Source organism: Sphingopyxis sp. JAI128 (genome assembly GCF_014207235.1).
Taxonomy (GTDB): domain Bacteria; phylum Pseudomonadota; class Alphaproteobacteria; order Sphingomonadales; family Sphingomonadaceae; genus Sphingopyxis.
On record NZ_JACHDA010000005.1, the window covers coordinates 1 to 25,458 of the forward strand.

Sequence of the window (25,458 nt, forward strand, 5' to 3'; positions counted from 1 at the left end):
CCACCCGCTATGACAAAACCCTGCTCTCGTTCGAGAGCTTCCTCAACCTCGCCGCAACGCGCCTATGGCTGAAGTCTTTTGTCAACACGACCTAGTCCTTAGTGAAATCGAGATCGAAGGCCTGCCTGCCAAGCATTTTGAGTGCGCGTTCGAGAAGAAAGGATGAATATGGCGCGCGGATACGGCCCTCTCTTCGCAAATGCCATGTGACGCGATCAGGCAGCGGCTGGAGAGCGTGTCCCGGACCGGGGTTGAACGGAGCCAAACGCTTGCCCACGCGAACAGAGTTCCACGTCCTTGTTTCGCTCATTGTAAGAAGAAGGCGATCGTCTAGCGGCAAGCGGGCTCCCTGCTGCGGCGGCGCGGGTACCGGTGCTTGTAATGAAACGTCAGCGGCGGCGGTGCGGTCCGCGTAAATCAGCGAGCAACCCGCCAACATTCCCACCGGAGGGCCGTGGCCAGCGTCTACTTTGATGCATCCATCCGAACGGAAGCAGGCCAAATCCAGGATGGACAGCCGGACATACGCCAGATCCCGGAGATTGAATCTGAAACGCTTGCCATTCAACCGAAACGGCAGCTCGGGCATCTTTTTTGACGCGTCCTCATCCAGCTCATCAGGATCTGGCATCGGCACAGCATTATCGGTATATTCATGCAACGGCACCAACATGCCCATATCGGATTGCCGCTCCCCCTTTGGGCGCAACATGATGTCGCAGGGTTGGCCAAGCAGCACAAACAGCTTCGACGATGGTGGCGCGGCCGGTTCCGTATCGTCAAAGCAAAACACATCGCCGTTCGCCAAGGGCGACAGTGCGGCGTTGATGACGCTTGCGCCGTCCCAAATCTCGGCATTGTGCAGTTCTGTAAGAATGGGCCCCGCATCAAGCGGCTTATTGTCCAGCGTGATGGTTTGGAGAGCGCGAAGCGACTTAACCGCTTGGTCGATTACAGCATCCGTTGCGAAAAAATTACGCATCTCTGCCGATGCGCCAGCGGTCAAAGCTCGCTCGACAACGCTCAGTTCGGACACACCTTCTTTCCGCCCTCTGTCGTAAACATACTGCTCCAGTCTTTCAGGTTCGACTTTAGAGAGCGATGTTGCTGTTATTTCATATGCTTTCGCCGCCCGTGACGCTGCAGTGCTAAGAACCTTATACAATACCTTCCGAAGACCAGCGCGCTTTAGCGCTATGGATAGAGATGCCTCAACATCTGCGGCATTCCCGGAAAGACGTTCCTTCGAGATGACAGTGATGCATGGTGAGAAATCCGCTGCCTCTTTGATCTCATCCTCTAGCGCGTTTTCGAGTTCCGCCTCATTGGCCGCGGTGCTCTCATGGGTCAGGATGAACGCTACGCCGTTTGAATTGTTCTTTCTCAACTGCGACAACACATCGAGTCCGCGCCGGCTAGAAACTTTGCCCTCCTTCAGGTCAATCAAATAGGCCGTATTTGCGTCCTGACCGTCGCCATTTTTCAGTTGCGCGTCGGCTTTCTCGAATGTCCAGCGGTCTTCGTCCAATACGCCCAGTTGTCCGCAAATATCGTCTATCATCGCCTTTTCGAGCTCAACCGCGGGAGACTTTTCCGCGTCAATTTGCAGCAAGCTTAGCTGGAGCTCTTCACGGCCCTTCGCCTCCATTTCGCTCACCACCTGCTGAAGCTCAGTATCGACGTCGCCAAACTCCCCGATTGCGAACGCAGGCGACAATTCGGGGAAAGTCTCCTGAATCTCGGGATGTTCACGCGCAAGCATCGCGAGATCGACGACGGGCTCTCCGAATACGTCATCTATCCAGATCACCCGCTCTACGCCGAGAGCATGCTTTATCTCAGCCAGAGCCATGTCCCTACCCCTGACGAACAGCCGATAAGTCGATCACAAACCGATATTTTCGACCGCCCTTGTTACGCTCGGGTAAGAGCGCGATGCTCGCACTCTCAAGAGCAAGAAGCTCGCTGGATATAAATAGCCCCAAACCTTGCCCTCCCTCTTCATGATGGCGCGAGGTTACAAATAGGTCAAAAAGCGTTTCTTCGACAATGGGGTCAACACCAGGTCCGGTGTCCGAGAAGATCAATCCAGACGACGATACTATAACCTCTATCTTTTTCTTCCTCCCTTTAGGGAGCTGACCAAGCCAAAAAATACTGTTTCTCGTGAGATTGTCGAGTGTTTGTAAAAGTCGTGCAGGGTTCATGCGGACCATCAGGCTCTGGCCGCCGACCTCCACATCAATGTCCGTAGAAGTGAAAACACCAGCACGCTGCTCAAAGTAAGAACTCACAATCTCAAGAACATCGAAATTGCTTTTGAGGTCCCGTGACCGCGGCATCATCGGATCGACTTGCGCAGCAGCTTGGGCGATGGCTGTGCAAGATCGCCTTATCGCGGTGAGATGAACAACCGCATCGCGTCCCAGCTCTCCGCTCCGTTCCAACGATGTAACCCTGTGCCGAATCTCGGCAAGATGGGCGCGCAGTTCATGCATGAGACCGCGCGACGCAAGCCCGATTGCGGCGCTCTCGACCAATGCAGCGGATCGTTCCCGTCCATCATTTATCTCGCGCTCGATCCGATCGACCAAAACGGCGGGTGTGTCGCCAGAGTCAATGCTCTGGCTCGCGACTTGGACGAGCTGGTCGGTTAGCGCCGCAACACGTTCGCGGCGCTCCGGATCTGCGTCGGCAGCATCACCTAGATTCTTCAACTCGTCGCTGAGCGCTTCTGCAAGTTTTCCAACTTCCAAGGTAGCGGCCGCCATGGAGCCCACGCGCTCGAGATCTCCACTCGATGTTTTACCTTTTGCCTCATCCTTCGGGTGCGACTTTTTATCGTACTCGTCTAAAGATCGACGCACGGCCACGATCGCACCATTTGCGAAATCTCGGCAGGTGCGCGCGAGATTTAGAAATCCGCGATAAGCCGCGTTGTCAACGAATCCTTCCCGATCAGACTTTTCGACGAGCTTGTAATTGCGTTCACCAGATAGCGCGAAATAGCCGAGCGTATTCTCAGGACGCAGGTTATACGTACTTCCTGACGTCATCCCTACGGAGAGGCCGAGCCAATCTCCACGGTTCCGCACTTGGAAACCGTCTCTGAGAATGGATATTCCTGCTAAGTCTCGGACCGCTTGAAGACTTGCGCCGGTCCCGGTTGCCGCGCCCAATTCTTCTTCTTCGTCTCCAACGAAATGGAAAAAATAAAACGCTCCGGAAAAGGGACCGGGATTCTCAAATGTTTGCTCTTGCTTCGCCATGAGCTGAGTTCCATCAAAGTGATGCTCAACTTCCGCGAACCAAGCCCCTTCAGCGTCGATGCGCGTCTCATCGTACCCCTTCAACCGCGGACTGTTCTTCAAATACTCTGCAAACGCTTTTCCGCCATCTTGGCCGAAGACGCGCGCGGTACGATCGCGCAGAGCACGCGTTCGCTGCGACGTAAGAAGACGACGACGCAATCGCGCCCGAACCGTCAGGCCAGGTTTGCCCTCGACGGTCTGCCATTTGAAAGAAAAATCGGCCATCGCACGCGACAGCAGTTCTTCAGTCACGAGAGCAAGCGATTGCTCACCAACATCGAGCTGCACGGTAACCGGAAACGTCGTAGCGGCCTCGAACGGTGAGATGAGTCGAGCCATGCTGCGGGTGATTTCGCTGAGCCGGTCCTTTCGCTTCCATTCTTGCAGATCGCGGATGCCCAAGACAGATACGCGGGTGCCTTTGAATCCTTGGCTATTTGGGTTGCGCGAGAGCTTCACCGGAATTTCGTCGACGGTCCTTGCTTTTTCGCAATCCGCCCATCGAAACCATGCCGAAGATATTTCTGCTGTCGCCGCGGTGGCCGATTCCACGAGCAAAATATCGCCCAGCTTCATCGTTCCCAAGCGGCCCAGTCCCTTATCGCCAAGAGGGGTCCGCCCCAACAAGGTCTTCTTCTTAGGTCCGTCTTCATCGCCGCGCTTCAACGATGCACTTATTACCAACCAAGATTTGCTCAAGTTTTCGAAAGGAATTCCTACGCCCGTGTCTTCGATGGAAATTCGACCCCGATATTCCAAGGTCCGGCGCACAAGTTCATCGTCGGCGTGGTCTTTCCGAAGCTGGCGCCCTTCTTCCGTTTCGAAGCGGACAGCAACATTTTCGGCCGGCACGTTGAATTTCAATAACTCACTTGCTGGTGCTGTCTCGTCCAATGCTCCCGTCGCTTCGGTGTCGATGACGATTCGGCAACCAGGTGAGTCGGCGTCATAGGCGTTCTTCACGCATTCCAGCAGCGCCTGCTCGACGTCTGTCACGAGTTCGCTGCCAAGCTGGACAAGAACATGCGCTCCGACGCGCAGTTCGCCGCGCTGATCAGTCACTCAACATCATTTCTTGATCATTCATGGCTGTTAACTAGCCACGCAATATCGGATCCGCAACGATTCAACCAAAGAGAGATTGCTCTCGATCGTCCCGACGCCGGGACCGTGGCAACATTGCCTTAGAAGTTTGCGCGCTCTTTTGGAGAGATTGCGCATGTCCCGACGCAACGCCTCCAGGAAATCGACGCGTTCTGGAGGCGAGCAACGTATCCTCCACGACCCAATCCACGTCCATTTTCGACAAATGCGAACGGCGGGTTTGAGGAGCCTATATTGCGCTCGCCTATGACGTATATCGGGCGCGTAGCAGCCGACGATCGCCAGCAAATCCAACGTCCGCTTTCGGGTGCTAACCGGCGCTGGTCGCAATGGCCGACATCAGGCGCTTTGCGGCCTGTTTCTATCTCTCATTCAACCTCTGTTCTGCGATCGCCTTCACCTCGGCCTGGAGCAGCTCGATGCGCTCGACGAGCCATTCGAGTTCGGGGCCGGTGATCTTGTAGTGCGGCGAGTAGCGGGCGTTGACATAGGCCTGCTGCAGTAGCTCGAAGCAGCGGCGGCCGAACTTGCTGTCGCGGGGCCATACCGGGATCAGGTCGCGCGCGATGTCCTCGGATTTGTCGCGCAAAAAATTGATCTTGTGCGATTTCGGTGAGTAGAGCGTGATGACGTGCAGCACGGTATGGTAGAAGTGCTCGGTTGCCTGATGGAGTTGGAACGCCGCGATATTATTGTAGCCTTGTGAGATGCCAAACTTGGCCATCTCCAAAAACTGGCTCGCGGTTACAAACCATTTGTCGAAATATACCCGCGCCTCTTCCCGCGCTTCCTGGGCCGTCAGAGGCTTCGGCGTATCGAACGCCTGCGTCCCGAGCTCGTACAGCACAATCCCGTCGCGCACGATATCGATGAAGAAGGGCCGCCCCCGCGAGAGCTGCTGGTTCACATCGGTGAGACTGTGGACAATTAGCCCTACCGGCGCCGACAGCTTCTTGGTCACGCCGTAGTCGCGCAGGAAGCGATCCTCGGCCTTGTACCAATAGTCGACCGGATCGGTCAGCCGCTCGTCGTTGACGACGACGAGGATATCGTAATCCGAGTAGTAGCCGCCGACCGGATCGGCGACCCAGTCGCCGCGAGCGTAGCTTCCGTAGAGGATGACCTTGAGGATGCGGCCCTGCTTCTTCCATTTCTGGGTCGCGAGGGATGTTGCGTCCTCGAACTCGGCGAAAAGGATTTCGACGATACGCGCGAGGTCTTGCTGCTTGCTGCTGGGAAGATGATCGAGATCGGTTTTCATGTGCATGAATCCTAGCCGAATATTACGGTGTGACAACGAAAAGGGTGAGCCCCGCGCCCGCCGAAGCGGACGCGGGGTCCGGCTGTCAGTCGGCCGGGTTCCAGATGACGGCGTAGGTGTCGTCGTCGTCCTGCCCTGCGGCGCGGCCGAGGTTGGCGTAGAGCCGGCGTGGTCCGAACTCGGGTGCCGCGAGGCTCAGCGACACATAGGTCTTGCCGGACACCTCGCCGGTGCGGACCCAGCCGGCGCCGATCTCGACGCCTTCGGAGAAGACCCGGAAATCGGGCTGGACCTCGTTGCCTTTGTTGCGGTTGGGGGTGATCTCGATGCTCGCGCGGATCGAGAGGGTCTTGAGCTGGCCAACGAAACCTTTTTCGATGGTGCCGTTCACAAAGCCGATAGCTGCCATTGTTCGTCTCCTTGATTGCTGCCGGAGACCGTCCCCGGAGCGTGAGCAGGAAAAGGACGGGCGCACGGAGACGGCGCGCACCCGCAGGGCCGGAGCGTCAGCGAAGGACGGACGGCCCAAGCTTTTTTGGACGCGGCACGCGTCGGCGCGAGGAGCCCACGCAGCGGGCGGGGAAAAAAGCGAAGGGCCGGCCGTTGCGCGGTGTATCGCGCCCGGCCACACGGCTCACTCCAGCACCGGGACTATCGCCGGCGGGGCCAGGTGACGCATGGCGGCGGAGGGTGAACGCACAGGCCATCGAAACGGACATGGCCGGCACCGCCCCGCGCCCGTCGCAAAGCGCTTGAAGTTTCTTCCTCTCGCATAGGCAGCGGCCCAGTCTATGCGGAAGACCGACGGAGGCGCGATCGGAAACCGGTGTATCTGCCCATGCGGTCGGCACGCGCTCCAAGTCGCATGCGGGCACCGCGGCTCGAACCTGTTCCGGCGGGGCAGCGCTCCGACCGATCGCGATCGATATCAGGAAGGCGCGACTCGCTCCGTCATCTTCTGATTGTCGGCAGTAGGTCAGCCCACTGTTCGGATCGATCGACGTACGCGAGCGCCCGGTTTCGCGTCATCAAAATAGTCCATTTCGGACGCTTCATTGATATCAGGCCATGAATAGGCGCCGATCTTCATTGTCGGATTTCGAAGGCGCACGTATCTCTATGGCAAAAGGGCAAAGATCGCGTGCGATCCAAAGGAGGCGATGAATAGACGGGTCGGCCAGCCGAAACGACCAGAAGGGCTTTATCTCGATCGAATGGTGGCGAGACGATTTTCTGGCCATACGCCGCGCGGTGAAGCGCGGGATCATCGTGGTGGAGGCGGCCGGGAACGGCGCCGAGAATCTCGACGACGCGCTATATGACGTGCCTGGCCCCCGTTTCCCGGGCGATTGGGAAAATCCTTTCAAACCCGGCGCAGATTCGGGAGCGATCATCGTCGGAGCGGGCGCGCCGCCGCGTGGAAATCATGGCCCTGCCCGCTCGCGGCTCGGCTTTTCGAACTACGGTCAGCGGGTCGATTGTCAGGGATGGGGCCGCGAGGTGGCGACAACCGGCTATGGCAACCTTTATGCCGGTTCGAGCGAAGACGAGTGGTACACCGACAGCTTCAGCGGCACCTCCAGTGCGTCGCCGATCGTGACGGGCGCGATTGCGGTTCTTCAAGGGATCGCGAAGGAAGCAGGTACGCTTCTTACGCCGGACAGCGCACGCACCAAACTGAGGTCGACCGGCACACCGCAACAGGCGAGCCCGACCGCCCCTGTCAGTCAAAGAATAGGATCGCTGCCCGATCTGGAGGCGCTTATCGCGACCTTGTAGCGGCGCCGATCAGGAGCAGCCAAGTTTGCCCCGCGAACGGTTGAGCTCGAAACGCGCTAGCTGACGAGCCCATGATTTACACGCGCGAGCGACAATGACGTCATACGGACGTCAGGCGAATGGCGGACCGCAGTCAGTTTCATAGCCAGCCCGCTTCACCCGTACAGACTGATATCTGTCGATAAAGCGCTAAAGCGATTTCGTGAATTGCTTATAGGCATTGGTGTCCACGCCGAGCGCGTCCGCGACGTCGCTGATCTGGCGATGGTCCAGCGTCGAGCGGCCCCGGCCGTAGGTCTGATCATTGTCTTCGATAGCGGCGAGGAGCTCGGCCATGGTCACAGGCGTGAAATGGGGCAGAGCCGGCTCGATGAAGCGACCGAAACGCGCGTCTGCCGTGTCGTAGCTACGGCTTCCCGTATAGGCCTTGATGCAAGGCGAACTGCCCCGTCGGCTTCGCCCTCGCCGCTCGCGTCGGCCAGGAGGCGACGCCATACATGATCGTCGAGCTTGCCCAGTTCATCATGCTCCTCGGCCAATAGTGCGGCCAGATGCGCAGCCATGTCGGGGCTCTTGAAGCGGCCTCGCGCCCGGTTGTTGATGTCGGCCGCGAGCCGGCCGTCGACCTGAATCTGGGCGGCGGGGTCGAGGAGGCCGAACAGATCGCCATGATCCGCCAGGAAGGCGACCAGCGCGTCGAGCGGTTCGGCGTCCGGGCCGACATTACTGAATACGGGACGCTCCGCGCCGATCATGGCCCTCACCGCCGCCGGATCCCGGCTGAACAGGATTGCGAGCGTGTCCGCGTTGATCGCGCGGTTCGCCTCGGTGTCGGCGTTATTGAGTCTGAAGCAGAATTTCCAGAGGACGCGGAAAAGTTCGCGTTCGATCGCCGAGGGCATGTTCGGGAGATAGCGGGCCTCCAGATAGGTTTTCAATTTCTCGCGCGAGATCAGGAGCGCCTTGTTCGCGGCTATGTCCTCGACGAGCGTGTCGATCACCCGCTTCGAGAACAAGGCGGGCTTGAGCAGCACCGCTTCGAGCGCCATGCGGATTTGCGCGCGCGTGTCCTCTTTGGTTGGCCGAAAGAGCAGGTCCGCTGCCGTCAGGACGGGATGCGCCGACAAATGCCTCAACTTCTGCAGGTTCTGGAGCTGAACGAACTCGGATGTCTCGAGCATCTTCGTGCGCTTCGATATCTCGTCGAGAAGGTAGATCTCCCAGTCCGGACTGTTCGGATTGGCGACGCGCTTGATCTCGACATCGTCGAGCAGCTTGCCGGCGGCCGCATCGTTGTAAGGTCTCGCAGCGTCTGGAGCTTGTACACGAGATCGCACACGACCACGGTCCACAGCATGACCAGCGCGCTGCGGAAGCATTCGTTCGCATAAGACCGTGCGACTTCTTCGAAGTAGCTGCGGGTGCGAGGGTCGACGATGCGGTCGGCTGCGAGGTCGATGGAAAATGCTGACATATTAGTTCCCGTCTAGCGCTCGGCGTGCGCATAGGCCGATCGGCGGAGGGACGTCGTCATTGACGCATCTCTCGCGGCACCTTTGCCGGGCAAGCTTCAATACGTAAAGCCATTCGGACACTCTAAGATATCGCTGCCAGCGCTTCAGGCCATGCGTAGATCTCGTTCCGCCCCCGGTACCGGCGCCGTGATCATGAGGAGAGATATGGCCTATAAAGAAATCTTGTCGCACGATTCATCGAAATTGGCATGGTCAGACGAGCCCGGCCGTAGCAAGGCGTGAAAGATCACTGACCGGATTCGCGGACGGGCGGCCCGCGACCTCGGCTCGTTAACCGCGCCAGAAGAACGCGCACCAGGGGAATATGCAATGGACGGCAGGGCCGAGCTACTGATCGCGCGCGAGCCTGGCGATCTTACGGACCTTGCCGCGCGCAGCGCCGGTATCTGGATCGGGCTGTCGATCGACGACGCCGCGCACGCCGCGCTTCGACGCGATGGGTTCGATCCCGCCTCGGTCCGGCTGACGGGCCTCCATCCCTTCGAGTTCGCAGCCGCCCCCGATGGTGGCCTCGAGATCGTTGCGCACGCGAGCGATAGCGAGACGGCCGAAGCACTGCTCGATCTCTTCCGCATCTATTTCCTGCGAAGGTTGTTCGCCTAAGATCGGACGCCTCGGGCCCGGCAACTCACTGGCCTCCCTTCGAAACAGCCGACATTCGCCAGAATCACGGGAGGAGAACGTACAGCGACCAAGTGTCACCGCAGGCGGTCCGGACCAGCGACACCGACACCGCCTTGGCCGATCTACCGGCGTACCTCCGTCGCCATGCGGACGGCCAAGCCAGCGAGTACCGTCCCCATCAGCCACCGCTGCACAAGTGCAACCGTCGGGCGTCTTGCGAGGAGCAGCGCAATCGATGCGGCAGAAACGACGATCAAGGCGTTTACAATCAGACTAATGACGATCTGTACCGTTCCGAATATAACAGCCTGCCCAAGCACGCTGCTGCTTGCCGGATCAATGAACTGCGGCAACAGGGACAGGTACATGACAGCGATTTTCGGGTTCAGCAGATTGGTCAGGAACCCCATGAGGAAGAGTTTTCGCGGACTATCCTCTGGGAGGTCTTTGACCTGAAAAGCAGAGCGCCCGCCAGGTCTGATCGCCTGCCATGCAAGCCACAACAGATAGAGAGAACCTGCGATGCGCACGGCGTCATAAGCGAACGGTACCGCCAGCAGCAGGGCGGTAATACCGAACGCGGCACATAGCATGTAGAAGATGAAGCCGAGCGCAACCCCGCCGAGCGAGATAAGACCGGCAGTTCTGCCTTGGCAGATCGACCGCGAAATAAGATAGACCATGTTAGGCCCCGGAGTCAGGACCATCCCGAGGGCTATAGCGGCGAAGGCAAACAAGCTGGTCATATCTGGCATCTGCTTTCTCCATTTCGAGAAGGATGCCCAGACGCGCGACCAAATATTCTCGCGCTTCCCGATGGGTGCCCATCTTTCAGCGTCAGTCGCGCGACGCCGGCGGCAATAAGCGAATCCATCACTTATTGTAAAGAGGGCAGGACGCGAGCCCATGCGCGTTCTTTCCCATGCAACTGACCGTCGATCTCGCCCAGCAGGAAATCTTCATCCGACATCGCTGCTGGTACGGCAGTTTACCACTACACCTCTCCGATAGCATGCTGCCCGGTTTCGAGATCGAATTCGAAGGAGCGGACGCCCCCAAAAGTCAGGATCTGATGGCTGCGGATGCCTTCTGCCATTTGTCAGACCGGGACCCATGCCACACCTCAGACATTGGCCAGGGCCACGGGCCTGCGAAGCGGCGTCGAGATGCATCGCCTGATATGCAGGCTAGACCGGGAAGAAAAATCCGGACGTTCGGCGGGCGCGATCGACACTTCACCGGCAAAGCTTCCAGATCGGACCGATAGTATCTTGCTTTCGGTGTACCCGCACGCGAAGCATATCGGTTACGGGACCGGGGGCATCGGTAACGATGTCGGCGAAGACAGCTGAGCGGGTCAGCGGCGAGCCTGACGAGAAATGGGGGGATCGATGGCGCGCCGAGAGCTGCCGGTGAATTGTGGCCGTCATGGGAGAAATGCGGGCGCATGACCGGGCAGAATGGTTCGGATCAGAAGCTCGGCGGCCGCTATGTCCTCACCGACGTGGCGCGCAGCGGCGCGCAGGCCACCGTGGTCAAAGCGTTCGATTCCAGGAGCGCAGCGCTCGTTGCAATCAAGCGGGTCCGTTTCGGCCCCGACGATCAACGCGCGCAAGAGGGGTTCCAACGTGAAGTCCGGGTTCTTCAGACGCTAGCGCACGACCATATCGTCGAGCTTATCGATGTCGACCGCGATGCCGAGGGCCATTGGTATATCGTGCTCGAATGGATCGAGGAAAATCTCGAAGACGTGATCGAACGCGAAGGTGCGCTGCCTTGGCCCATCTTCTGGGATCGCTATGGCCTCCCGATCATCGACGCGATCATTTTCGGGCAGAAGAAGCGGATCGCGCACCGCGATATCAAGCCCAAGAATATTCTCGTCACGAGCGCAGGTGTACCCAAGCTCGCAGATTATGGCATCGCCAAGCTTCTGGATAATGGCGGCAGCTGGGCGCCCGTTGCGGGCTATACGTTCCGCTTCGATCACACGCCCGGATACACGCCCGCTCAGCCCGACGAGGAGGCCTATCTTTACAGTCGCGACTGCTTCGCCTTTGCTGCGGTTGCGGTGTCGTGCGTAGCAGGCCGGGTCATATCGGATAATGACGACATTGCGACGGCGCTCGAAGAAGCCGCGTTTCCGGCCGCTATTCGGCCGATCATCGAACAATGTCTGAGCGATAATCCGCAGGCGCGGCCTCGCTTGGCCTCGCTGCTGAAAGAGCAGATCGATCAAGCGCAGAACCAGGCGGATGAAGGTGACGCGGCCCTGGTTCACCTCGTCCTTACCTCCCAAGTGCAGAGTTTCCTGTCGACCCGTCTGAGTCTTTCCGGCCTGGCAGCGATCGAAACCTTCGTTCACGACGAGCTTGATGAAGTTTGCTGCATCCTCGCCAAGGAAGAAGAGGGCGAGTTCGCGAAGGCCGAGGTCATCGGCGCCACATGGCGCTTCGATGTTCTGGTAGCGGGAAAGAACCGTGAATCCTTGCATATCACGAAGGCCGCCGAGATCGGGGCCGGCCACGCTTCCGATCTGCGCGAAACCGGAAACCGGCGGCGCATCCAGATCAGTTTCAAGCGCCCGGCGGACCCCGAGCAGGCCGGCCGAAATTTGACGTCGGTCCTGATCGAGGCGCGTTCGGCACAACGCGCGCATGCTGCTGAACGCGAAGCGCGGGCGACGCAACGTATCTTCCGCATCTGGCGGAGCTATTTACGTGACCGAGCCGATCTCGAGGCGAAGCGCGCGAGCGCGATACAATATGTCGATCGCCACATTCGCGGGGACCAGGTCGTCTTTACGACCGAGCTTGCACAGCAAGAGGAATTGATCGGCCAAGAGCGAATGGTGCAAGCCGCGACGAGCCGGATCGGCGGACCGATCAGTGCCGTTTCCTTCACGCAGGTGACGATGGACGTCAATTTCGGCGATCCGAAGAATTTGCGGCGACGCGGCGAGATTCTCATCAACACCATTGCGGCGCAGCGAGCGCTCACGCATCAATCGCAAGCGCTCGATGCGGTAGTGTTCGGAAGAAGCGTCAGCGATCGGCTGAAAACACTCGCGCTCGACCCGCGGAACGCCTCTCCCGCAATGCCCGTCGAAGCCGTCACGCCGACGGACGAGCATTTCGACGACGAGAAGATCGATATCTTGTCGAGGGCGCTCGGCGTCGAAGATATCCTCGCGATCGAAGGCCCGCCGGGAACAGGGAAGACGAAGCTCATCACGGAGATCGTCGTTCAGTGGCTGAGGCGCAATCCCGATGACCGCATCATGCTGTCGTCGCAGACGCACATCGCGCTCGACAATGTTCTCGAACGGGTGGCCGAGCTCGATCCCGACGTCGAGCTCATCCGGATCGGCCGCGCCGACGAACCCAAAATCTCCGAGGCGAGCAAGAAGCTGCTGCTCGAGAAGCGCGTCGAGGCGTGGATCGCCGACGTCCGCAAACGCTCGGAAATCGAGATGAACGAATGGGCCGAGCGCAATGGCGTCGACCGCGCGACGGTCGAAGTCGGGATGAAGGTCGAGCGCCTCCTTCAGCTTCTGCGGCGGCAATCCGAAGTCGCGTCGCAAATTGCCGCGATCAAGGCCGAGCGCGACGGGGTCGGCGCGGCCGCGGGAGAGGATGCGATCTTCGACGAGGAAGAAATTGCCGAAGAGACGACACAACTCGATAGCGAAATCGGTGGCTTCGAGCGCGAGCTTCAGGCGCTTCGGGTCGATGAACGCAAGCTTCGGGACGAAATGCGCGAAGCAGGCTCTTATGCGGCAGAACTCGCAAACTCGAACGACGTCGACGATCTCACGGATTGGGCAGTGCATTTTCTCCAGCCAGGCTCGGCGGAGGACGCCTGCCGCGAAAGATTGGCCTTGCTAGAAGAATGGAATCTTCGCGTAGGCCGGTCGGCGGATTTCAACGCAGCGCTTCTCTCCTCCGCGCAGGTCATTGCGGGCACCTGTGTCGGTGTCGCGAGCGTTCGCGGCATGGAGGAAGTCGCGTACGATCTTTGTATCATCGATGAAGCGTCGAAAGCGACGGCGACGGAAATGCTGATCCCGATGGTACGGAGCCGGCGGTGGATCATCGTCGGTGATCCGAAGCAGCTTCCGCCGTTCTTCGAGGATCTCGGACAGGAATTGCGTTCGGAGTTCGACGATGACGAAGTGAAAGCCACGCTTCTGGACCGGATGCTCGATCCGCAGGACGGGCTTCCAGCGGGATGTCGTGCCGTATTGCGCAACCAGTATCGGATGATCGAACCGATCGGCAATCTCGTCAGCGCATGTTTTTACGAAAGCCGCCTCAACAGCCCTGTGAAAACACATGGGCTCAAGCTGGCAATGGCGATCCCGATGCCGATCACCTGGTACAGCACGCACGACTTGCCCAATCGCAGCGAGCGAAGCCAGGGTCAGACATTCGACAATCCCGCTGAGGTGGCGATCATTCGCGACCGGCTCAAAAGTCTTCAGTTCGTCGCCAAGGCTCAGAAGCGGCGCATATCCGTTGCTGTCATTGCGGGATATACCGCGCAAGTCACATTGCTGAAGGACATGGAATCGCAAGGCGTTGCCGAATGGCCGGATCTCGACGTGGTGTGCAACAGCGTCGACGCGTTCCAGGGCCGCCAGGCAGACGTGTGCATTTATTCGGTCGTACGCTCCAACCCCAAGGGTAATCTCGGATTCTTGCGAGAGCAGCCTCGGCTCAACGTCGCGCTATCTCGCGGAAAGAGCGCGCTCGTGATCGTCGGCGATCAGATGTTCTGTCGTTCGGCGGACGGCCGCAACCCGTTCAAACCGGTCATCGACTATATTGACGGGCATCACCAGTTTTGCGCGACGGAGGTTTTGCAATGACCCCCGAAGAGGTGGCCCGCCTGCATCAGTTTCGAGACGGCTTCACCCTCGTCGATTACGGCGAGGTCGGTCTGCCGGTATTCCGTCTGACGATCGAGGCGATTACGACCGCGCAGCGCGCGATTCCGACGATACAGGAATTTGTCATGCGCTGCTTCGCGCTTGGAATCGAGCGTGAAGCCGAGGTCGCGCGCATGCTCGGTCTCAAGCTCGAAGTCGTGCAGGCCGCAACGAATCTGCTCGTGAGTGATGCCTATGCGCTCCGATATGCCAGCGCACTGGATCTCGACAATTTTCGGCTGACCGAGGCGGGTGAGGCTCGTCTGAGAGAAGAAAAGCTCGAAGTTCCTCAAGAGGAAATGCTCGTGATCGATTATGACGGCATCCGGCGTTTGCCGATCCGGCTGGCGAGCGCGAACGTCCATCGTGCGGCCGAACTTCGAGCGCATGGTGCGATCGAGATTCGCCCCTACCCTGCCGACGCGCCGCCTATATCCGAGCTTTCTATTCCCGATGTCACGCGGGTGATCCGACGTCAAAGCGGCGAGGATTTTCGGCGGACCGTTCTCGCCCTCAAGCGGATCGTCCGCCGAAACAACCTATTCCGCGAGGCCGTCGCGCTCGTATTCGCAGCGGACAGGGGAAGCGAAATCCAGATCGGCTTCGCGATCGACGGCAAGCTTTCCGACCAGCATGAACGCGCGTTCGCAGAGAATGGCGGCCCCCGGAAGATGGGCTTCGTGAAGTCGGTTGGGGAAGGCGATGTGCGGAGACGTCTCGAGCGCCTCGTCGGAAAGGAGATCATCCGGTCCCTTCCGCCCCGCGCGCAAATGCTGGAAATGCGTTCGGAGCAGATGTTGGCCGAGGGCGAGGTGCGGGCGCTGGCGGGGGCTGCGAGCGCTGGAGGGCGAAATTCTCCGGCCGCGCAGGCGCTGACCGCGGCGCAAGAGCGCCTCGGCCTGGCCGAACATGCGATCGAATCGATGCCGATGCGTCCGCTTGCCTGCTATGAGCAGAGCCAACTTCTCGAGGAAGCGATCGGCGCGGCGCGCAAATCGCTCATCGTGACGAGTGCGGGACTTCAGCCGGCGATCGTCAACAGCTATGTCGTCAGGGCTTTCGACAGGTTGCTCGAAAAGGGCGCGGCAATTCGCATCGAGACCGTCCTCACACCGACGACCAAGCCGCGGAACGGCGACTATTTCGACCCGCTGGCCGAGCTCGGCAGGCGAATGGATAATAACGCCCTCACCCTGGTCAAGGTCGCAAGCCGGGAACTGTATTTCCTCGTTCAGGACGATGACCTCGCGGTCGTTTCCAATCGGCCATTCCTCGGGGAGGTAAGCCGCAAAAATGGATTCATAAAGGTCGAAGGGCTTGTCACGCGCGATCCACACTATGTACGGATGATCCGCGAGACGCTGCTTGCTTCGACCGAGAGTCGCCGTGAAAAGAAATAGGACTGCATGGATTGCGACCGACACCGGGGCGGTGCGCGCCGTAAACGAGGATCGCTGCTTCGTCGGATCCTGGACGAGCGACGGCCGTGACGGCGTAGCGAGCGTCACTCTTGCCGAGGATTTTTGGAGCGCTGCGATCGCGGATGGGATGGGTGGTCACGACGCGGGGGAATTGGCGAGCGAGACCGCAATTGCCGCGCTGCAGCCCCTCCTCTCGCGCATGATAGGCGACGCGGAAGTCGGCGCGATCGTCAACGCAGTGAACGAGCAGGTTTTCGAGGCGATGTATTCGCCTCGGGGCCGGCCCGGCATGGGCTCGACAATCGCGGCTATCGTCGGAGGTCGGGACCGCACACTTCTTTTCAATGTCGGTGATAGCCGCATCTATCTGTTGCGTAACGACAAACTGGAGCAGCTCAGCACGGACGATACTTTGGATCGGCGACACCCCGCTGGACCGCGCAATCATGCCCTGACCCAATCGCTGGGCGGGACCGTCAGCCGCTTATCGGTGGTCCCTCATACCAAGAGCCTGGCTCTCGATACGTCGGACCGTATTCTCCTATGCTCGGACGGTCTGACCGATATGCTCTCGGATGCGGACATCTTCACGGTCCTTTCCGCGCGGCCGGAGCACCCTGCCCAAGCCCTGGTCTCGGCGGCGCTGCGAGCAGGTGGACGGGACAATGTTACGGTCGTTCTGATCGACAAGCTGATGCCTGCATCAGCGTGATCGGCCTCGAACCGTCGACGATGGCGATTCCGGTCAGAGTTGACGGCCGCGCTTCTTCCAGCCGACATCGAGCAGACGGCCGTCGGCAAGGGATAGTCCGTCCGCCGAACGCGCCTGACCGCCTTGACTCTGCGACGAAGCCGAGCCGTCGGCTCCAGCTGCCGGGCGGCAGTGACGACGACCCCGGTTCTACGACTGTCCCGACAGTATTCGATCTCGACCGACGTCACCTCCTGCTCGGACAGGATGAACAAAACGCTGGCCACAATCTCAGGGCCGTTAAATGCCTCGACATGCAGTCTGATGGAATGTTCGCGCAGGATATTGCAGCCATTCGGCGGGCCACTGCCTGAGAGCGGACCAGCCGCTGTCATAGCCGATCGCCCGAAAGCTGTCTGGGAGGATCGACAGGCCGACAGGCTGGCGGGGTGCATCTTTGCGGCGGAGCGGCTGGCCCACCACAAAGAGCTAAGGGCGGATCGCGATCGAGACAGCTGCCGATCTCATCTGCCCCCTCACGTCCTCGTCGCTCTGGGACGTTTTGGTCGGCAAGCGCGGATAGCGAGCGGACGCTTGCAGGCGTCATCTCGAAACGCTTCTCGAAGGCATTCTTGCAGTTCCGCCGGACGTCGTTCCCAACCAGAAATCCGAAACCGGCTGAACAGACTTGTGCACAGGCTTCGCGGCGTCGGCGAGGAAGTGCTGACCCGCCGGAGTAGCGGCGACGCCGCGGGGTAGCCGGTCGAAGATCAGCGCGCCCAGCCCAATGCTCCAGCTGCGCTAACCGGCGGCTGACCGAGCCGTGAGTGAGCGACAGCCGCTCCGCGGGGCTCCAGAAACTGCCCTCCTCGGCGGCAACGAGTACCGCGACAATCGCGTCGAACGGCGGCAGATTGTCCAAGCTGTGCGTCATATGCACATAAAACTACCAACCTGCTCTCTATGTCAACAAGCAGCGTCGCATCAGAACCGGGGAATGAGATACGATCCTTCTGCAACGTCATGCTCGTTCGCCGTACGGCCGTCCGACCGCGGTGAGTGCGCTTCATCCGCTCGACCCGCGGCTTGCCTGCACCGCGTCGCTCGCCCCCCCATCGGTGAAGCCACTCTTCGATGAGCGGGGCCGTACGCGCTGCGCCGATCGGCGCAGCCATCGCCACGATCTTCCTCTGGGCCGGGTCGTTCCTTGCCATCCGCTACGCAGTGGATAGCATTGCCCCAATGCCTCTCGCTGCTGCCCGGTTCGCGATCGCCGGGCTCGCGGGCTCCGTCTGGCTTGCAATGGCGCCGCGCGTCCGTCCGGTACGCGCTGATCTGCCCCGCATCCTGCTTTGTGGTCTGGTCGGCATCGCGCTTTATAACATACTGCTGGGCGCCGGCGAACAGCATGTCGGCGCCGGCGTCGCCGCTTTCGTCGTTGCCACGCAGTCGCTATTTGCCGCCCTCGCCTCGTGGCTTCTTGAAGGCAAGCGTCCCAACCTTCGCTTCGTCGCGGGCTGTTGCATTTCGGCCGCCGGGCTGGCTTTGGTGGCAGCGCTCCCCGATGTCGCGGGAAGCGCATCTGGCATGCTATATTGCATAACTGCCGCCTCCCTGTCGGGCATCTACTTCGTGATTCAGCGCCCGCTTGTGGCTCGGCTTGGCCCGCTTTCGGCCGCATTGTCGACCATGGTAGCCGGCGGGCTGATTCTTTTTCCGTGGGCGCCCGGCGCGTTGGGCGACGTCGTGAGACATCCGGATCTACTCGTACCACTCGCTTATCTCGCGATTTTTGCCAGCGTTCTCGCCTACTTCCTGTGGATGGTCGCGCTGGCCGATCTCGGCGCGGCCCGCGCGTCGCAGTTCCTCTTCCTGATGGCGCCGGTGGCGGCGATCATGGAATGGTCGGCCGGTCTCGAACCCTTCCGTCCAGCTGTCGTGGTGGGTGGTGTGCTTGCTGTTGCAGGTCTGGTGGTTGCATCAAAAAGTGCGGAATAGGGAGACGGAGGCTCGGCGTCATTCCGCATCAGCCGCCCGCCGTCGCCGTTTCCGGTCCAGCAGTATTTAACGTCGAAGTTCAGGGAGCGATCGTTAGCGCGGTGCTGAAACGGGATTGCGCGTCGCGACAATGATCAATGTTCGGTCCCGCCATACCGAAGAGAAAGGCCGAGGCGGCGGCCCCGGCCTTTCCATTTCCGACGCTATCTTCGATCAAAAGACTGTGGCTTTGATCCCGACGAAGAAGGACCGGCCTTCGGCGCTGATCGGATAGGCAACGGCGCCGACATCCGGCTTGCGGTCCCAAAGATTGTTGATGCCGCCGTAGATCTGAAAGCGGTCGCCGACCTCCAGGCTGGCGTAGAGCCGCTGGTTCAGCTTGTCGCTGTACCAGAAATAGCCCGGTTCGATGTAGTCGGGATTTGCCGCTTCCTGCTCGCGCGTGACGCGGCGCGTCTTCGAGAACCAGTCCACGCCGTAGTTGATCGTTACCGGCCCCTTCGTCCAGCTCAGGTCGAACGTACCGCTATACCGGGGCGCCGGGTAGACAGCCAATTGCATCTCATTCTCCGGTTCCGCGCCAAGGCTCGGCACGAAGGAGAGCTTGTGGAGATAATTTCCCGCGACACGGAGGTTGAACTTCCCGGCATTGTCGAACGGCTCGAATCCATAGTTGACAACGACGTCCAGTCCGGACGTCCGGAACGATGCCACATTTGCGGGAATCACCGAAAAGTCGAAAACATATCCGGTCGTGGGGCTGCGCTCGATTGCACTGCAGTAGACGTTGTCGAGCGTCGGCTGGTCGTAACAGAGATCGACGATGTCCTGGGCGGTCGAATACTGGATCGCCTGCTTCAAGCGGATGTCGTACCAGTCTGCCGTGATTGAAAGGCCGGGAACGAAGCCCGGCCGGATAACGAGACCAGCCGTCCAGGTTTTCGCCGTCTCTTCGTTGAGATAGCGGTTGCCGCCCTGCGTGCCGAGAAGGCTGCTGTTCTGCGGTGAGGTCTGATCGCCTGCCGGGTTGAACGTCGCAGGATTGATGCCGACCGCAGTCAGGGCAGCCGAACAGTTGGCCGCCCGATATTCGGTTCCTTCCGCCAGCCGATCGGTTCCGCACGGGTCGGTGATGAACTCGTAGGTTCCCGACGTCGCCGCGAACAATTCGGTGATATTGGGCGCGCGGACCGCCTGCGAGTAGGTGGCACGGAACAAGATGTCGCGGACCGGCGACCAGGTCCCGTCCACCTTCCAGGTGGTGGTGGTGCCCACCGTCGAATAGTCTGAAAGGCGGACCGCGCCGCCGACAGACAGATCGTGCGCGAAAGGCACGTCCCTCAGCAGCGGCAGGTTGATTTCGCCGAAAACTTCCTTGACGTCGAAGCTGCCCCGATCGACGAACGCCTGCGAGCTGTCCATCAACTGGCCAGCTTGCGTAAAATCGGACGGGATCGAATGGCTGCTTTCCTTGCGATACTCGGCGCCGATCGCAAAGCCCACAGGTCCGCCAGGCAGCCGGAAGAAAGACCCGGTGTCGCCCGACAAGGATGCCGACACGACGTGCTGCCGGATACGAGCCCAGTCGCTATGGTCGACGGTCACGAAATCGAGCGCGGCCTGCGAGGGCGCGCCTTGGCCCAGAATATTGAGGGGAACACACTCGCCCGGGCGGAACGTCACGGGAGCACCGTTGAACGTCGGCTGCCCACCGTAGTTGCCACCGTAGATTTCTGTCTCACCTGGAAGGTTGATCCGGCAGGTAACATTGCCGTTTGCATCGGTGACCGCGTCGAGCGCAGCATAGTAACGATCGGTCAGGCGATCATTGCGATTGGTCGCCTTCTGGGTCGACTGACCGAAGACGTAAGAAATATCATATCTGAGGCCCGAACCAATGTCTCCGGTGGCACCGACCACCGTGCGCCACAACTCGCGGTCCATCTCTGACTGGCGAACCCCGAAATCGAAATTGTCGCGGCTGAAAAGCGCCCCATCGGCGCCCGCGGCGCCGAAACGCTCGATCAGAAAGGGATTGCCCGGCAGCAACTCGGTATAAAAGTCATATGTCGGCTGTGCGAAAGTGTTCGCTGTCGACCGGACATATTTGCCCTCGGCATAGAATTCGAGCGCAGGGCTGACTTCGTAGCGCGCCATCAGATTGGCGATATGCCGACGAGAGTAAGGGATATAATCGCCATAATAGATTTCGCGCGGGGTATTGGTCCCGCCAATGGCGAGGCCGCCACCGCCCGGGAGGGCGATGCCGCGATCATAAACGCCCCCTTCGCCGGTGCGATCGGGAACCCCGTCGAAATCCAGGTCGATCGCCCCGCCCATCCAGCTGTCGGCCCAGGTCAGATTGCTGTAGAGGACGCGGTCCGGGACGTTGGGATCGTCGGGGAAGTCCTGATTGTTCCGGACAAACGCATAGGACGGTCCGGTGCGACCGTAGTTCAGCCGCTGACTCTGGCTGAAACGGTCCGTTTCGTTGAACTCATAGGCGAGAGTGACATTGCCTCGCCCCTCGGCGAAATTCTTCCCGAAGGTCGCCGCGACGTAGCGGTCACCCGCATCGCCGCGCTGCGAAATTCCGGTTTGCGCGCGCACGCGCAAGCCCTCGAAATCCTTCTTCAGAATGAAATTCACGACCCCTGTGACGCCATCGGCACCGTAGATGGCCGAGGCGCCCCCGGTCAGCACGTCGACGCGCTCGACCAGGTCGGTCGGGATGGTGTTGATATCGACGGCGGCATTGCCGGGAATACCGGCGACGTGGCGCCGTCCATCGACGAGCACCAGCGTGCGGCTGCTGCCGAGATTGCGAAGATCGAGGGTATTGACCCCGACAAGCTGGGCATTCGGAAGATTCGAACCCGCAACGTCGATATTGGTCGTCGAACCCAGCAACGCGGGATTTTCGACCAGATAGTCGGTCAGATTGACATTGCCGGTCCGCTGGATCGTCTCGGCACTGATGACCTGCACCGGGTTGGGCGACGACAATTCGGGGCGAGCGATGCGCGAGCCGGTAACGACGATGACATCGCTTTCGTCCACCGCGTCTGCCACCGGTTGATCCTGCGCGAGGACGGGAACGGACGCGAACATCGCAGCAATGGCCAACGGCGCTGCGCCAAGCCGCAGACTCCGGTCGAAGGTATTTTTCACGGTAAAGTTTCCCTAGCTATTAGAAAGAAGGCGAAGAATACGCCGGGCGGTCAAAGGCATGGATCATCGAGGATCGTCCGAATACCGAGCCGGCGCGCGTCCGGATGCACGATCAGCCGGGCAGTCTCGGGCGGGTCGGCAGATTGGGAGGCATCGCAAAAGCGAGCTGGGCAGTATCAAGCGGCCCCCGCTCATTGCTGGCGCCAGGAAGCAGGCGGTATCCCGTACTTTCCCCGCGCATGTCGGGGTTTATGATCCGACAGATATAGGAGGCACCGTCAGCCGAGCAGTTTGATGGAGCTTCCAACGCTGCCGCCGGGGTCACGACGCCATGAATAGACGAGGCGAGAGCAGCGGCGTGCAGGGAAGCGATCATTCTCATCGCGTCGGTATAGATCGCCGCAAACGTCGCGCGAAGGCCGCCGGACAGCGTCATTCGACCATTTGCCGCATACTCTCCGAAACATCCTGGACCTGTGCACGCGCCGACAACCGACCACTCGCCAGGCAGGCAAGCGATGCCCGCGTCCGCCGCTATTTCGAGGTTGGAGCCTCCGGACGCGCCAGCGACGCCAGCCAGGGTTGACATGGGCCGCCTGGCTGGATTTCCGACGACTGGGCCGAAATCTCTGCATGGTCTTACCGAGGCGGCCGCCTTTATGGCTTTCTTGACGCGGAAAAACTCCTGCCGAGAACCGCGCCATAATCCCCGACGCCATATTCGGCGCCGTCCCGGAAGCGCATCATGATGCGTTGCACGGGCCAGACAATGCTTCCATCCGAAAGCTTCAGGCTGATGTTGATCTCGCCCTCGGGATCGCGGTCGTCGCCGACCCACTCCCCTCCAAGCTCACGCAGAAGCGTCAGCCCGACATAGCCTCCGAGCGCGAACAGGCTGAAACCGACATTCTCGGAGAACAGTCCCCCGGGGCGCGCCACGCCAGCAGGCGCATCGCGATCGAACAGCCGGTCGATTTCATAGAGGCTGCAAAGCGTGAAGTCGGTTCGGAAGCCCACGTCCCGCAGCCGGTCGGCGATGTCCTTCCCGGCCGACACGGCCTCTGCGACGATGCGCGGCGTGGATGACAGATTTGCCGATCCCGATTCCCCCGTTCGAGACCAGGTCGCAACCCGTCTCACGATGCGCGAGAAGACGCCGCCTTTCATGCTGTTTCCCTTCCCGCGATAGATGACGAGCGACAGGCTGCGACTGGCGGTCCGCTCACCATGTGGACGCAGTCGAGCAAGGCATGCGCCCGCCGTTGTTCGGCATGCCCAGTTTCCAGCGGGTGGTGTTGAACCGCTGCGCGGTCGACGTCGCGCAGATCTTCGCCCATTTCGCGGCGTTGTAATTCTTGTACTCGGCGATGAAGACCGCCTTGTTCTGCTCGACGTAGCGCTGGAGACCGACGACGAACTCGCCGGTGACGGAATCCCACGGATCGGTGCATTCGTCGTACTGGAAGCATTCCTCGTTCAGCATGAAGTCGAAATAATCGGCGAGCTGGCGCGTCTGGGCAATATCGCCCTTCTGTCCGATCGACAGGCCGAGATCATGCGCCCAGCCGGCGAGTGCACGATTGTAGGCAAGCTGGTCGTCGAAGGTTAGCGGAAAGCCGGAGTCATTTTCCCAGCCATTGATCTCGTCGGGATCGACGGCATCGAACCCCTTGTCCTTGCACATCTGCATGCGCGCTTTCATGATCGGTTCGAGTTCCGAAATGCGACGAATGTCGAGCCAGTAGCTGCCCGGCCAGCCCAAGTCGTCCTTGCCCCATATCTGCGGCGTGAGGGCCTGGAACTTATAGGCGTCCTGCCGATAGGTTTCGTAGACGCCGGCATCGAAGTAGCAGATGACCTTCTTGCCGCGGTTGTGAAGGAAGCGAACGGTTTCTCCGGTGTTGGCCTCGCCGTCGATGTCGTAGATATCGGGCTCGGGAAGCGGGTTCCCGGCAAAGTCCCGCAAGCCCATCTGTTTCGGATTGTCGATGTTGAGCGGGCCGCCCAAGACCCAGTGGAGCGCGAGAGGCTTCTCGGCGGTCGGCTGCCACCATTCCGCTGTTTGCGGCGTGCCGCCCGAGACGGCGACAAAGAACAGGAAGGCCTGGAAGATACCCAGACAATATTGCGCTGACGTATCGAGCATTGTCACTCACCTCCGATGTAAAATCTCCGGTCCATCCCCCCGACGGGCTCACCGCCGTCCCGGCCCTTGAGACCTTTGCGAGACCCTTCGGCCACCAAATCGCCCTGATGAAGGCGAGGCCGCCCGACACACGCTGCCCGTCCGCTCACGCCGCGGTGCGCCGCCAACGCTCCTTGCGCGCAAAAAGCCATCACTCAGGCTCATGACCGGCTGACCGTCCCCTCACCTTTTCAGAGCCTCGAGACGAGATGCCCGCTCGCTCGAACGTGCGTCGTGCTCGCGGTCTGCTCACTTTATCGGCGGGCCATGATGACGCGACAGGCGCGCGGCGGATGGTCAAACCATACCGTCCGACAGATGCGTCGCCGGCGAAGGGGGCGGGAGTTGTCCGATATTGTGCCAACTTTGCCGCGCGCCGGCGAGCTACATCCGCAAGCGGGAGCTGGTTACTCTTCCGGGATACCCCGCGCGCGCGTCGCAGGCCGGACTGCCGCCCAGCCAGTTGGAAAGCTCCATGTCCGCGCTTCGGCCTCGCCGGACATTGCCGCGGCGCGCCTGGACGGTTACAAACGCGGCCATGAAGTCCGCCCCCTGTACCATCTGACCGCGTCCCGCGCGTGAAGCGCGAGGACCAGCAACGGCGCCGACAAGCAGCGGCGCCGGCAGAATGATGCATGGCTTGAATGCCGCATGGCTTGAATGCCGCCGGCGCCCGGCGCCGGTCTTCCGGACGAATATCATGACCAATTATTTCGAAAGCCCCTTCAAGGGCATCACGCTCGACCGCCAGGTCACCCATCCCAACATCGAGGTGGGGCGGTACAGCTATTATTCGGGCTATTATCACGGCCACGGATTCGAGGACTGCGCCCGCTTTCTCCTGCCGGACGAGGGCGCCGACAAGCTGATCATCGGCAGCTTCTGCTCGATCGGCTCGGGCGCGGCGTTCATCATGGCCGGCAACCAGGGGCATGGGCAAGACTGGATCAGCACCTTCCCCTTCTACCGGATGCCCGACGTGCCGGCCTTCGAGGGTGCATCCAACGGCTACAGGGCCGCCGGCAACACGGTCGTCGGCAACGACGTCTGGATCGGCTCGGAGGCGATCGTCATGCCCGGCATCACGATCGGCGACGGCGCGGTGATCGCCACCCGGGCGGTGGTGACACGCGACGTCGCATCCTACGCAGTTGTCGGCGGCAATCCCGCACGCCTCATCCGGCAGCGCTTCGACGATGAGCTGGTCGCGCACCTGCTCGAGCTCAGATGGTGGGACTGGTCCGATGCGCAATTGAGGGCCGCCATGCCCATCCTCTGCAGCGGGGACGTGGAGCGCTTGCGCGAACTGCGCGCGCCTTCGGCGTCGGACTGACGGGGCGATGGGCCAGCGCCAAGCGCGCTGGTCCATCGACCGCGGTTCGGCTGGCAACCGTCCGTCAGCTCTCTCAGTCGAAGCGGCGATCTGCCTGCGCAAGCGTGGCGGAACG

At 60.6% G+C, this 25,458-nt stretch carries 20 protein-coding genes and 1 riboswitch; of the genes, 8 read left to right on the forward strand and 12 right to left on the reverse strand.

Annotated features, from left to right (window positions below):
- Positions 1-91 precede the first annotated feature (91 nt).
- From HDC35_RS12910 to HDC35_RS12925, 4 genes are all read right to left on the reverse strand, one after another.
- Positions 92-1,852 (reverse strand): hypothetical protein, encoded by a 1,761-nt coding sequence (locus tag HDC35_RS12910; RefSeq protein WP_184647436.1) that lies wholly within the window; start codon positions 1,850-1,852, stop codon positions 92-94.
- 4 nt (positions 1,853-1,856) lie between these two features.
- Positions 1,857-4,373, reverse strand: a complete 2,517-nt coding sequence (locus HDC35_RS12915) for an ATP-binding protein (RefSeq protein WP_184647438.1) — start codon at positions 4,371-4,373, stop codon at positions 1,857-1,859.
- A 403-nt stretch (positions 4,374-4,776) separates the two neighbouring features.
- Positions 4,777-5,676, reverse strand: coding sequence for a HEPN domain-containing protein (locus tag HDC35_RS12920; RefSeq protein WP_184647440.1), 900 nt, complete (start codon positions 5,674-5,676; stop codon positions 4,777-4,779).
- Positions 5,677-5,761: 85 nt separating this feature from the next.
- Positions 5,762-6,085, reverse strand: a complete 324-nt coding sequence (locus HDC35_RS12925) for a DUF736 family protein (protein ID WP_184647442.1) — start codon at positions 6,083-6,085, stop codon at positions 5,762-5,764.
- An 824-nt stretch (positions 6,086-6,909) separates the two neighbouring features.
- On the opposite strand from HDC35_RS12925, the gene HDC35_RS12930 reads away from it, so the two are divergent.
- On the forward strand, positions 6,910-7,455 hold the full coding sequence (locus HDC35_RS12930) for a S8 family serine peptidase (RefSeq protein ID WP_260397749.1): 546 nt from the start codon (positions 6,910-6,912) through the stop codon (positions 7,453-7,455).
- A 189-nt stretch (positions 7,456-7,644) separates the two neighbouring features.
- On the opposite strand, the gene HDC35_RS12935 is transcribed toward HDC35_RS12930, so the two are convergent.
- The gene (locus HDC35_RS12935) at positions 7,645-7,791 is read right to left on the reverse strand and encodes a hypothetical protein (protein WP_184647444.1); all 147 of its coding nucleotides are present in this window, start codon (positions 7,789-7,791) and stop codon (positions 7,645-7,647) included.
- 2 nt (positions 7,792-7,793) lie between these two features.
- Positions 7,794-8,834, reverse strand: coding sequence for a hypothetical protein (locus tag HDC35_RS12940; protein WP_184647445.1), 1,041 nt, complete (start codon positions 8,832-8,834; stop codon positions 7,794-7,796).
- Positions 8,835-9,299: 465 nt separating this feature from the next.
- Here HDC35_RS12940 and HDC35_RS12945 point away from each other — a divergent pair, with 465 nt between their 5' ends.
- Positions 9,300-9,593 (forward strand): hypothetical protein, encoded by a 294-nt coding sequence (locus HDC35_RS12945; protein ID WP_184647447.1) that lies wholly within the window; start codon positions 9,300-9,302, stop codon positions 9,591-9,593.
- Between the two features lie 143 nt (positions 9,594-9,736).
- Here the strand turns inward: HDC35_RS12945 and HDC35_RS12950 are convergent, their stop codons facing one another.
- Positions 9,737-10,369, reverse strand: coding sequence for a LysE family translocator (locus HDC35_RS12950; protein WP_184647449.1), 633 nt, complete (start codon positions 10,367-10,369; stop codon positions 9,737-9,739).
- Between the two features lie 18 nt (positions 10,370-10,387).
- A riboswitch (ZMP/ZTP riboswitch) is annotated at positions 10,388-10,469 on the reverse strand.
- A 67-nt stretch (positions 10,470-10,536) separates the two neighbouring features.
- Here HDC35_RS12950 and HDC35_RS12955 point away from each other — a divergent pair.
- The 4 genes from HDC35_RS12955 (at position 10,537) to HDC35_RS12970 (ending at position 16,677) form a co-directional block, all read left to right on the forward strand.
- A complete protein-coding gene (locus HDC35_RS12955; protein ID WP_184647451.1) occupies positions 10,537-10,881 on the forward strand; it encodes a hypothetical protein in 345 nt (114 codons plus the stop codon).
- 180 nt (positions 10,882-11,061) lie between these two features.
- A complete protein-coding gene (locus tag HDC35_RS12960; protein WP_184647453.1) occupies positions 11,062-14,484 on the forward strand; it encodes a serine/threonine-protein kinase in 3,423 nt (1,140 codons plus the stop codon).
- Entirely contained in the window at positions 14,481-15,944 is a 1,464-nt protein-coding gene (locus HDC35_RS12965; RefSeq protein ID WP_184647454.1) for a hypothetical protein, read from the forward strand. The genes HDC35_RS12960 and HDC35_RS12965 overlap by 4 nt, the downstream gene beginning before the upstream one ends.
- Complete coding sequence (locus HDC35_RS12970) at positions 15,931-16,677, forward strand: protein phosphatase 2C domain-containing protein (protein ID WP_184647456.1); 747 nt, start codon at positions 15,931-15,933, stop codon at positions 16,675-16,677. Before HDC35_RS12965 ends, HDC35_RS12970 begins: the two co-directional genes overlap by 14 nt.
- 370 nt (positions 16,678-17,047) lie before the next feature.
- Here the strand turns inward: HDC35_RS12970 and HDC35_RS19950 are convergent, their stop codons facing one another.
- Positions 17,048-17,590: a LysR family transcriptional regulator gene (locus HDC35_RS19950; RefSeq protein ID WP_409437952.1), complete on the reverse strand. Its 543-nt coding sequence runs from the start codon at positions 17,588-17,590 to the stop codon at positions 17,048-17,050.
- 200 nt (positions 17,591-17,790) lie between these two features.
- Between HDC35_RS19950 and HDC35_RS12975 the strand changes: the two genes are divergently transcribed.
- Complete coding sequence (locus tag HDC35_RS12975; RefSeq protein ID WP_184647458.1) at positions 17,791-18,654, forward strand: DMT family transporter; 864 nt, start codon at positions 17,791-17,793, stop codon at positions 18,652-18,654.
- A 213-nt stretch (positions 18,655-18,867) separates the two neighbouring features.
- Here HDC35_RS12975 and HDC35_RS12980 read toward each other — a convergent pair whose 3' ends face one another.
- The 4 genes from HDC35_RS12980 to HDC35_RS12995 form a co-directional block, all read right to left on the reverse strand.
- A complete protein-coding gene (locus HDC35_RS12980; RefSeq protein ID WP_311770771.1) occupies positions 18,868-21,825 on the reverse strand; it encodes a TonB-dependent receptor domain-containing protein in 2,958 nt (985 codons plus the stop codon).
- 112 nt (positions 21,826-21,937) lie between these two features.
- Positions 21,938-22,261: a hypothetical protein gene (locus HDC35_RS12985; protein WP_184647460.1), complete on the reverse strand. Its 324-nt coding sequence runs from the start codon at positions 22,259-22,261 to the stop codon at positions 21,938-21,940.
- Between the two features lie 221 nt (positions 22,262-22,482).
- Complete coding sequence (locus HDC35_RS12990) at positions 22,483-22,992, reverse strand: hypothetical protein (RefSeq protein WP_184647462.1); 510 nt, start codon at positions 22,990-22,992, stop codon at positions 22,483-22,485.
- A 55-nt stretch (positions 22,993-23,047) separates the two neighbouring features.
- Positions 23,048-23,971 carry an endo alpha-1,4 polygalactosaminidase gene (locus HDC35_RS12995; RefSeq protein WP_184647464.1) on the reverse strand — a complete coding sequence of 308 codons (924 nt, stop codon included), beginning with the start codon at positions 23,969-23,971 and terminating at the stop codon, positions 23,048-23,050.
- Positions 23,972-24,710: 739 nt separating this feature from the next.
- On the opposite strand from HDC35_RS12995, the gene catB reads away from it, so the two are divergent.
- Complete coding sequence (catB, locus tag HDC35_RS13000; protein ID WP_184647466.1) at positions 24,711-25,343, forward strand: type B chloramphenicol O-acetyltransferase; 633 nt, start codon at positions 24,711-24,713, stop codon at positions 25,341-25,343.
- Positions 25,344-25,458 lie beyond the last annotated feature (115 nt).

What these genes read in the sequence shown, in the direction of transcription:
- HDC35_RS12925 (WP_184647442.1), bottom strand. Translation starts at nt 6,085, where the DNA reads ATGGCAGCTATCGGCTTTGTGAACGGCACCATCGAAAAAGGTTTCGTT.
- HDC35_RS12955 (WP_184647451.1), top strand. Translation starts at nt 10,537, where the DNA reads ATGCAACTGACCGTCGATCTCGCCCAGCAGGAAATCTTCATCCGACAT.
- HDC35_RS12920 (WP_184647440.1), bottom strand. Translation starts at nt 5,676, where the DNA reads ATGAAAACCGATCTCGATCATCTTCCCAGCAGCAAGCAGCAAGACCTC.
- HDC35_RS12940 (WP_184647445.1), bottom strand. Translation starts at nt 8,834, where the DNA reads ATGCTTCCGCAGCGCGCTGGTCATGCTGTGGACCGTGGTCGTGTGCGA.
- HDC35_RS12975 (WP_184647458.1), top strand. Translation starts at nt 17,791, where the DNA reads ATGAGCGGGGCCGTACGCGCTGCGCCGATCGGCGCAGCCATCGCCACG.
- HDC35_RS19950 (WP_409437952.1), bottom strand. Translation starts at nt 17,590, where the DNA reads ATGACGCACAGCTTGGACAATCTGCCGCCGTTCGACGCGATTGTCGCG.
- HDC35_RS12935 (WP_184647444.1), bottom strand. Translation starts at nt 7,791, where the DNA reads ATGGCCGAGCTCCTCGCCGCTATCGAAGACAATGATCAGACCTACGGC.
- HDC35_RS12995 (WP_184647464.1), bottom strand. Translation starts at nt 23,971, where the DNA reads ATGCTCGATACGTCAGCGCAATATTGTCTGGGTATCTTCCAGGCCTTC.
- HDC35_RS12985 (WP_184647460.1), bottom strand. Translation starts at nt 22,261, where the DNA reads ATGACGCTGTCCGGCGGCCTTCGCGCGACGTTTGCGGCGATCTATACC.
- HDC35_RS12945 (WP_184647447.1), top strand. Translation starts at nt 9,300, where the DNA reads ATGGACGGCAGGGCCGAGCTACTGATCGCGCGCGAGCCTGGCGATCTT.
- HDC35_RS12965 (WP_184647454.1), top strand. Translation starts at nt 14,481, where the DNA reads ATGACCCCCGAAGAGGTGGCCCGCCTGCATCAGTTTCGAGACGGCTTC.
- HDC35_RS12960 (WP_184647453.1), top strand. Translation starts at nt 11,062, where the DNA reads ATGACCGGGCAGAATGGTTCGGATCAGAAGCTCGGCGGCCGCTATGTC.
- catB (WP_184647466.1), top strand. Translation starts at nt 24,711, where the DNA reads ATGACCAATTATTTCGAAAGCCCCTTCAAGGGCATCACGCTCGACCGC.
- HDC35_RS12950 (WP_184647449.1), bottom strand. Translation starts at nt 10,369, where the DNA reads ATGCCAGATATGACCAGCTTGTTTGCCTTCGCCGCTATAGCCCTCGGG.
- HDC35_RS12910 (WP_184647436.1), bottom strand. Translation starts at nt 1,852, where the DNA reads ATGGCTCTGGCTGAGATAAAGCATGCTCTCGGCGTAGAGCGGGTGATC.
- HDC35_RS12990 (WP_184647462.1), bottom strand. Translation starts at nt 22,992, where the DNA reads ATGAAAGGCGGCGTCTTCTCGCGCATCGTGAGACGGGTTGCGACCTGG.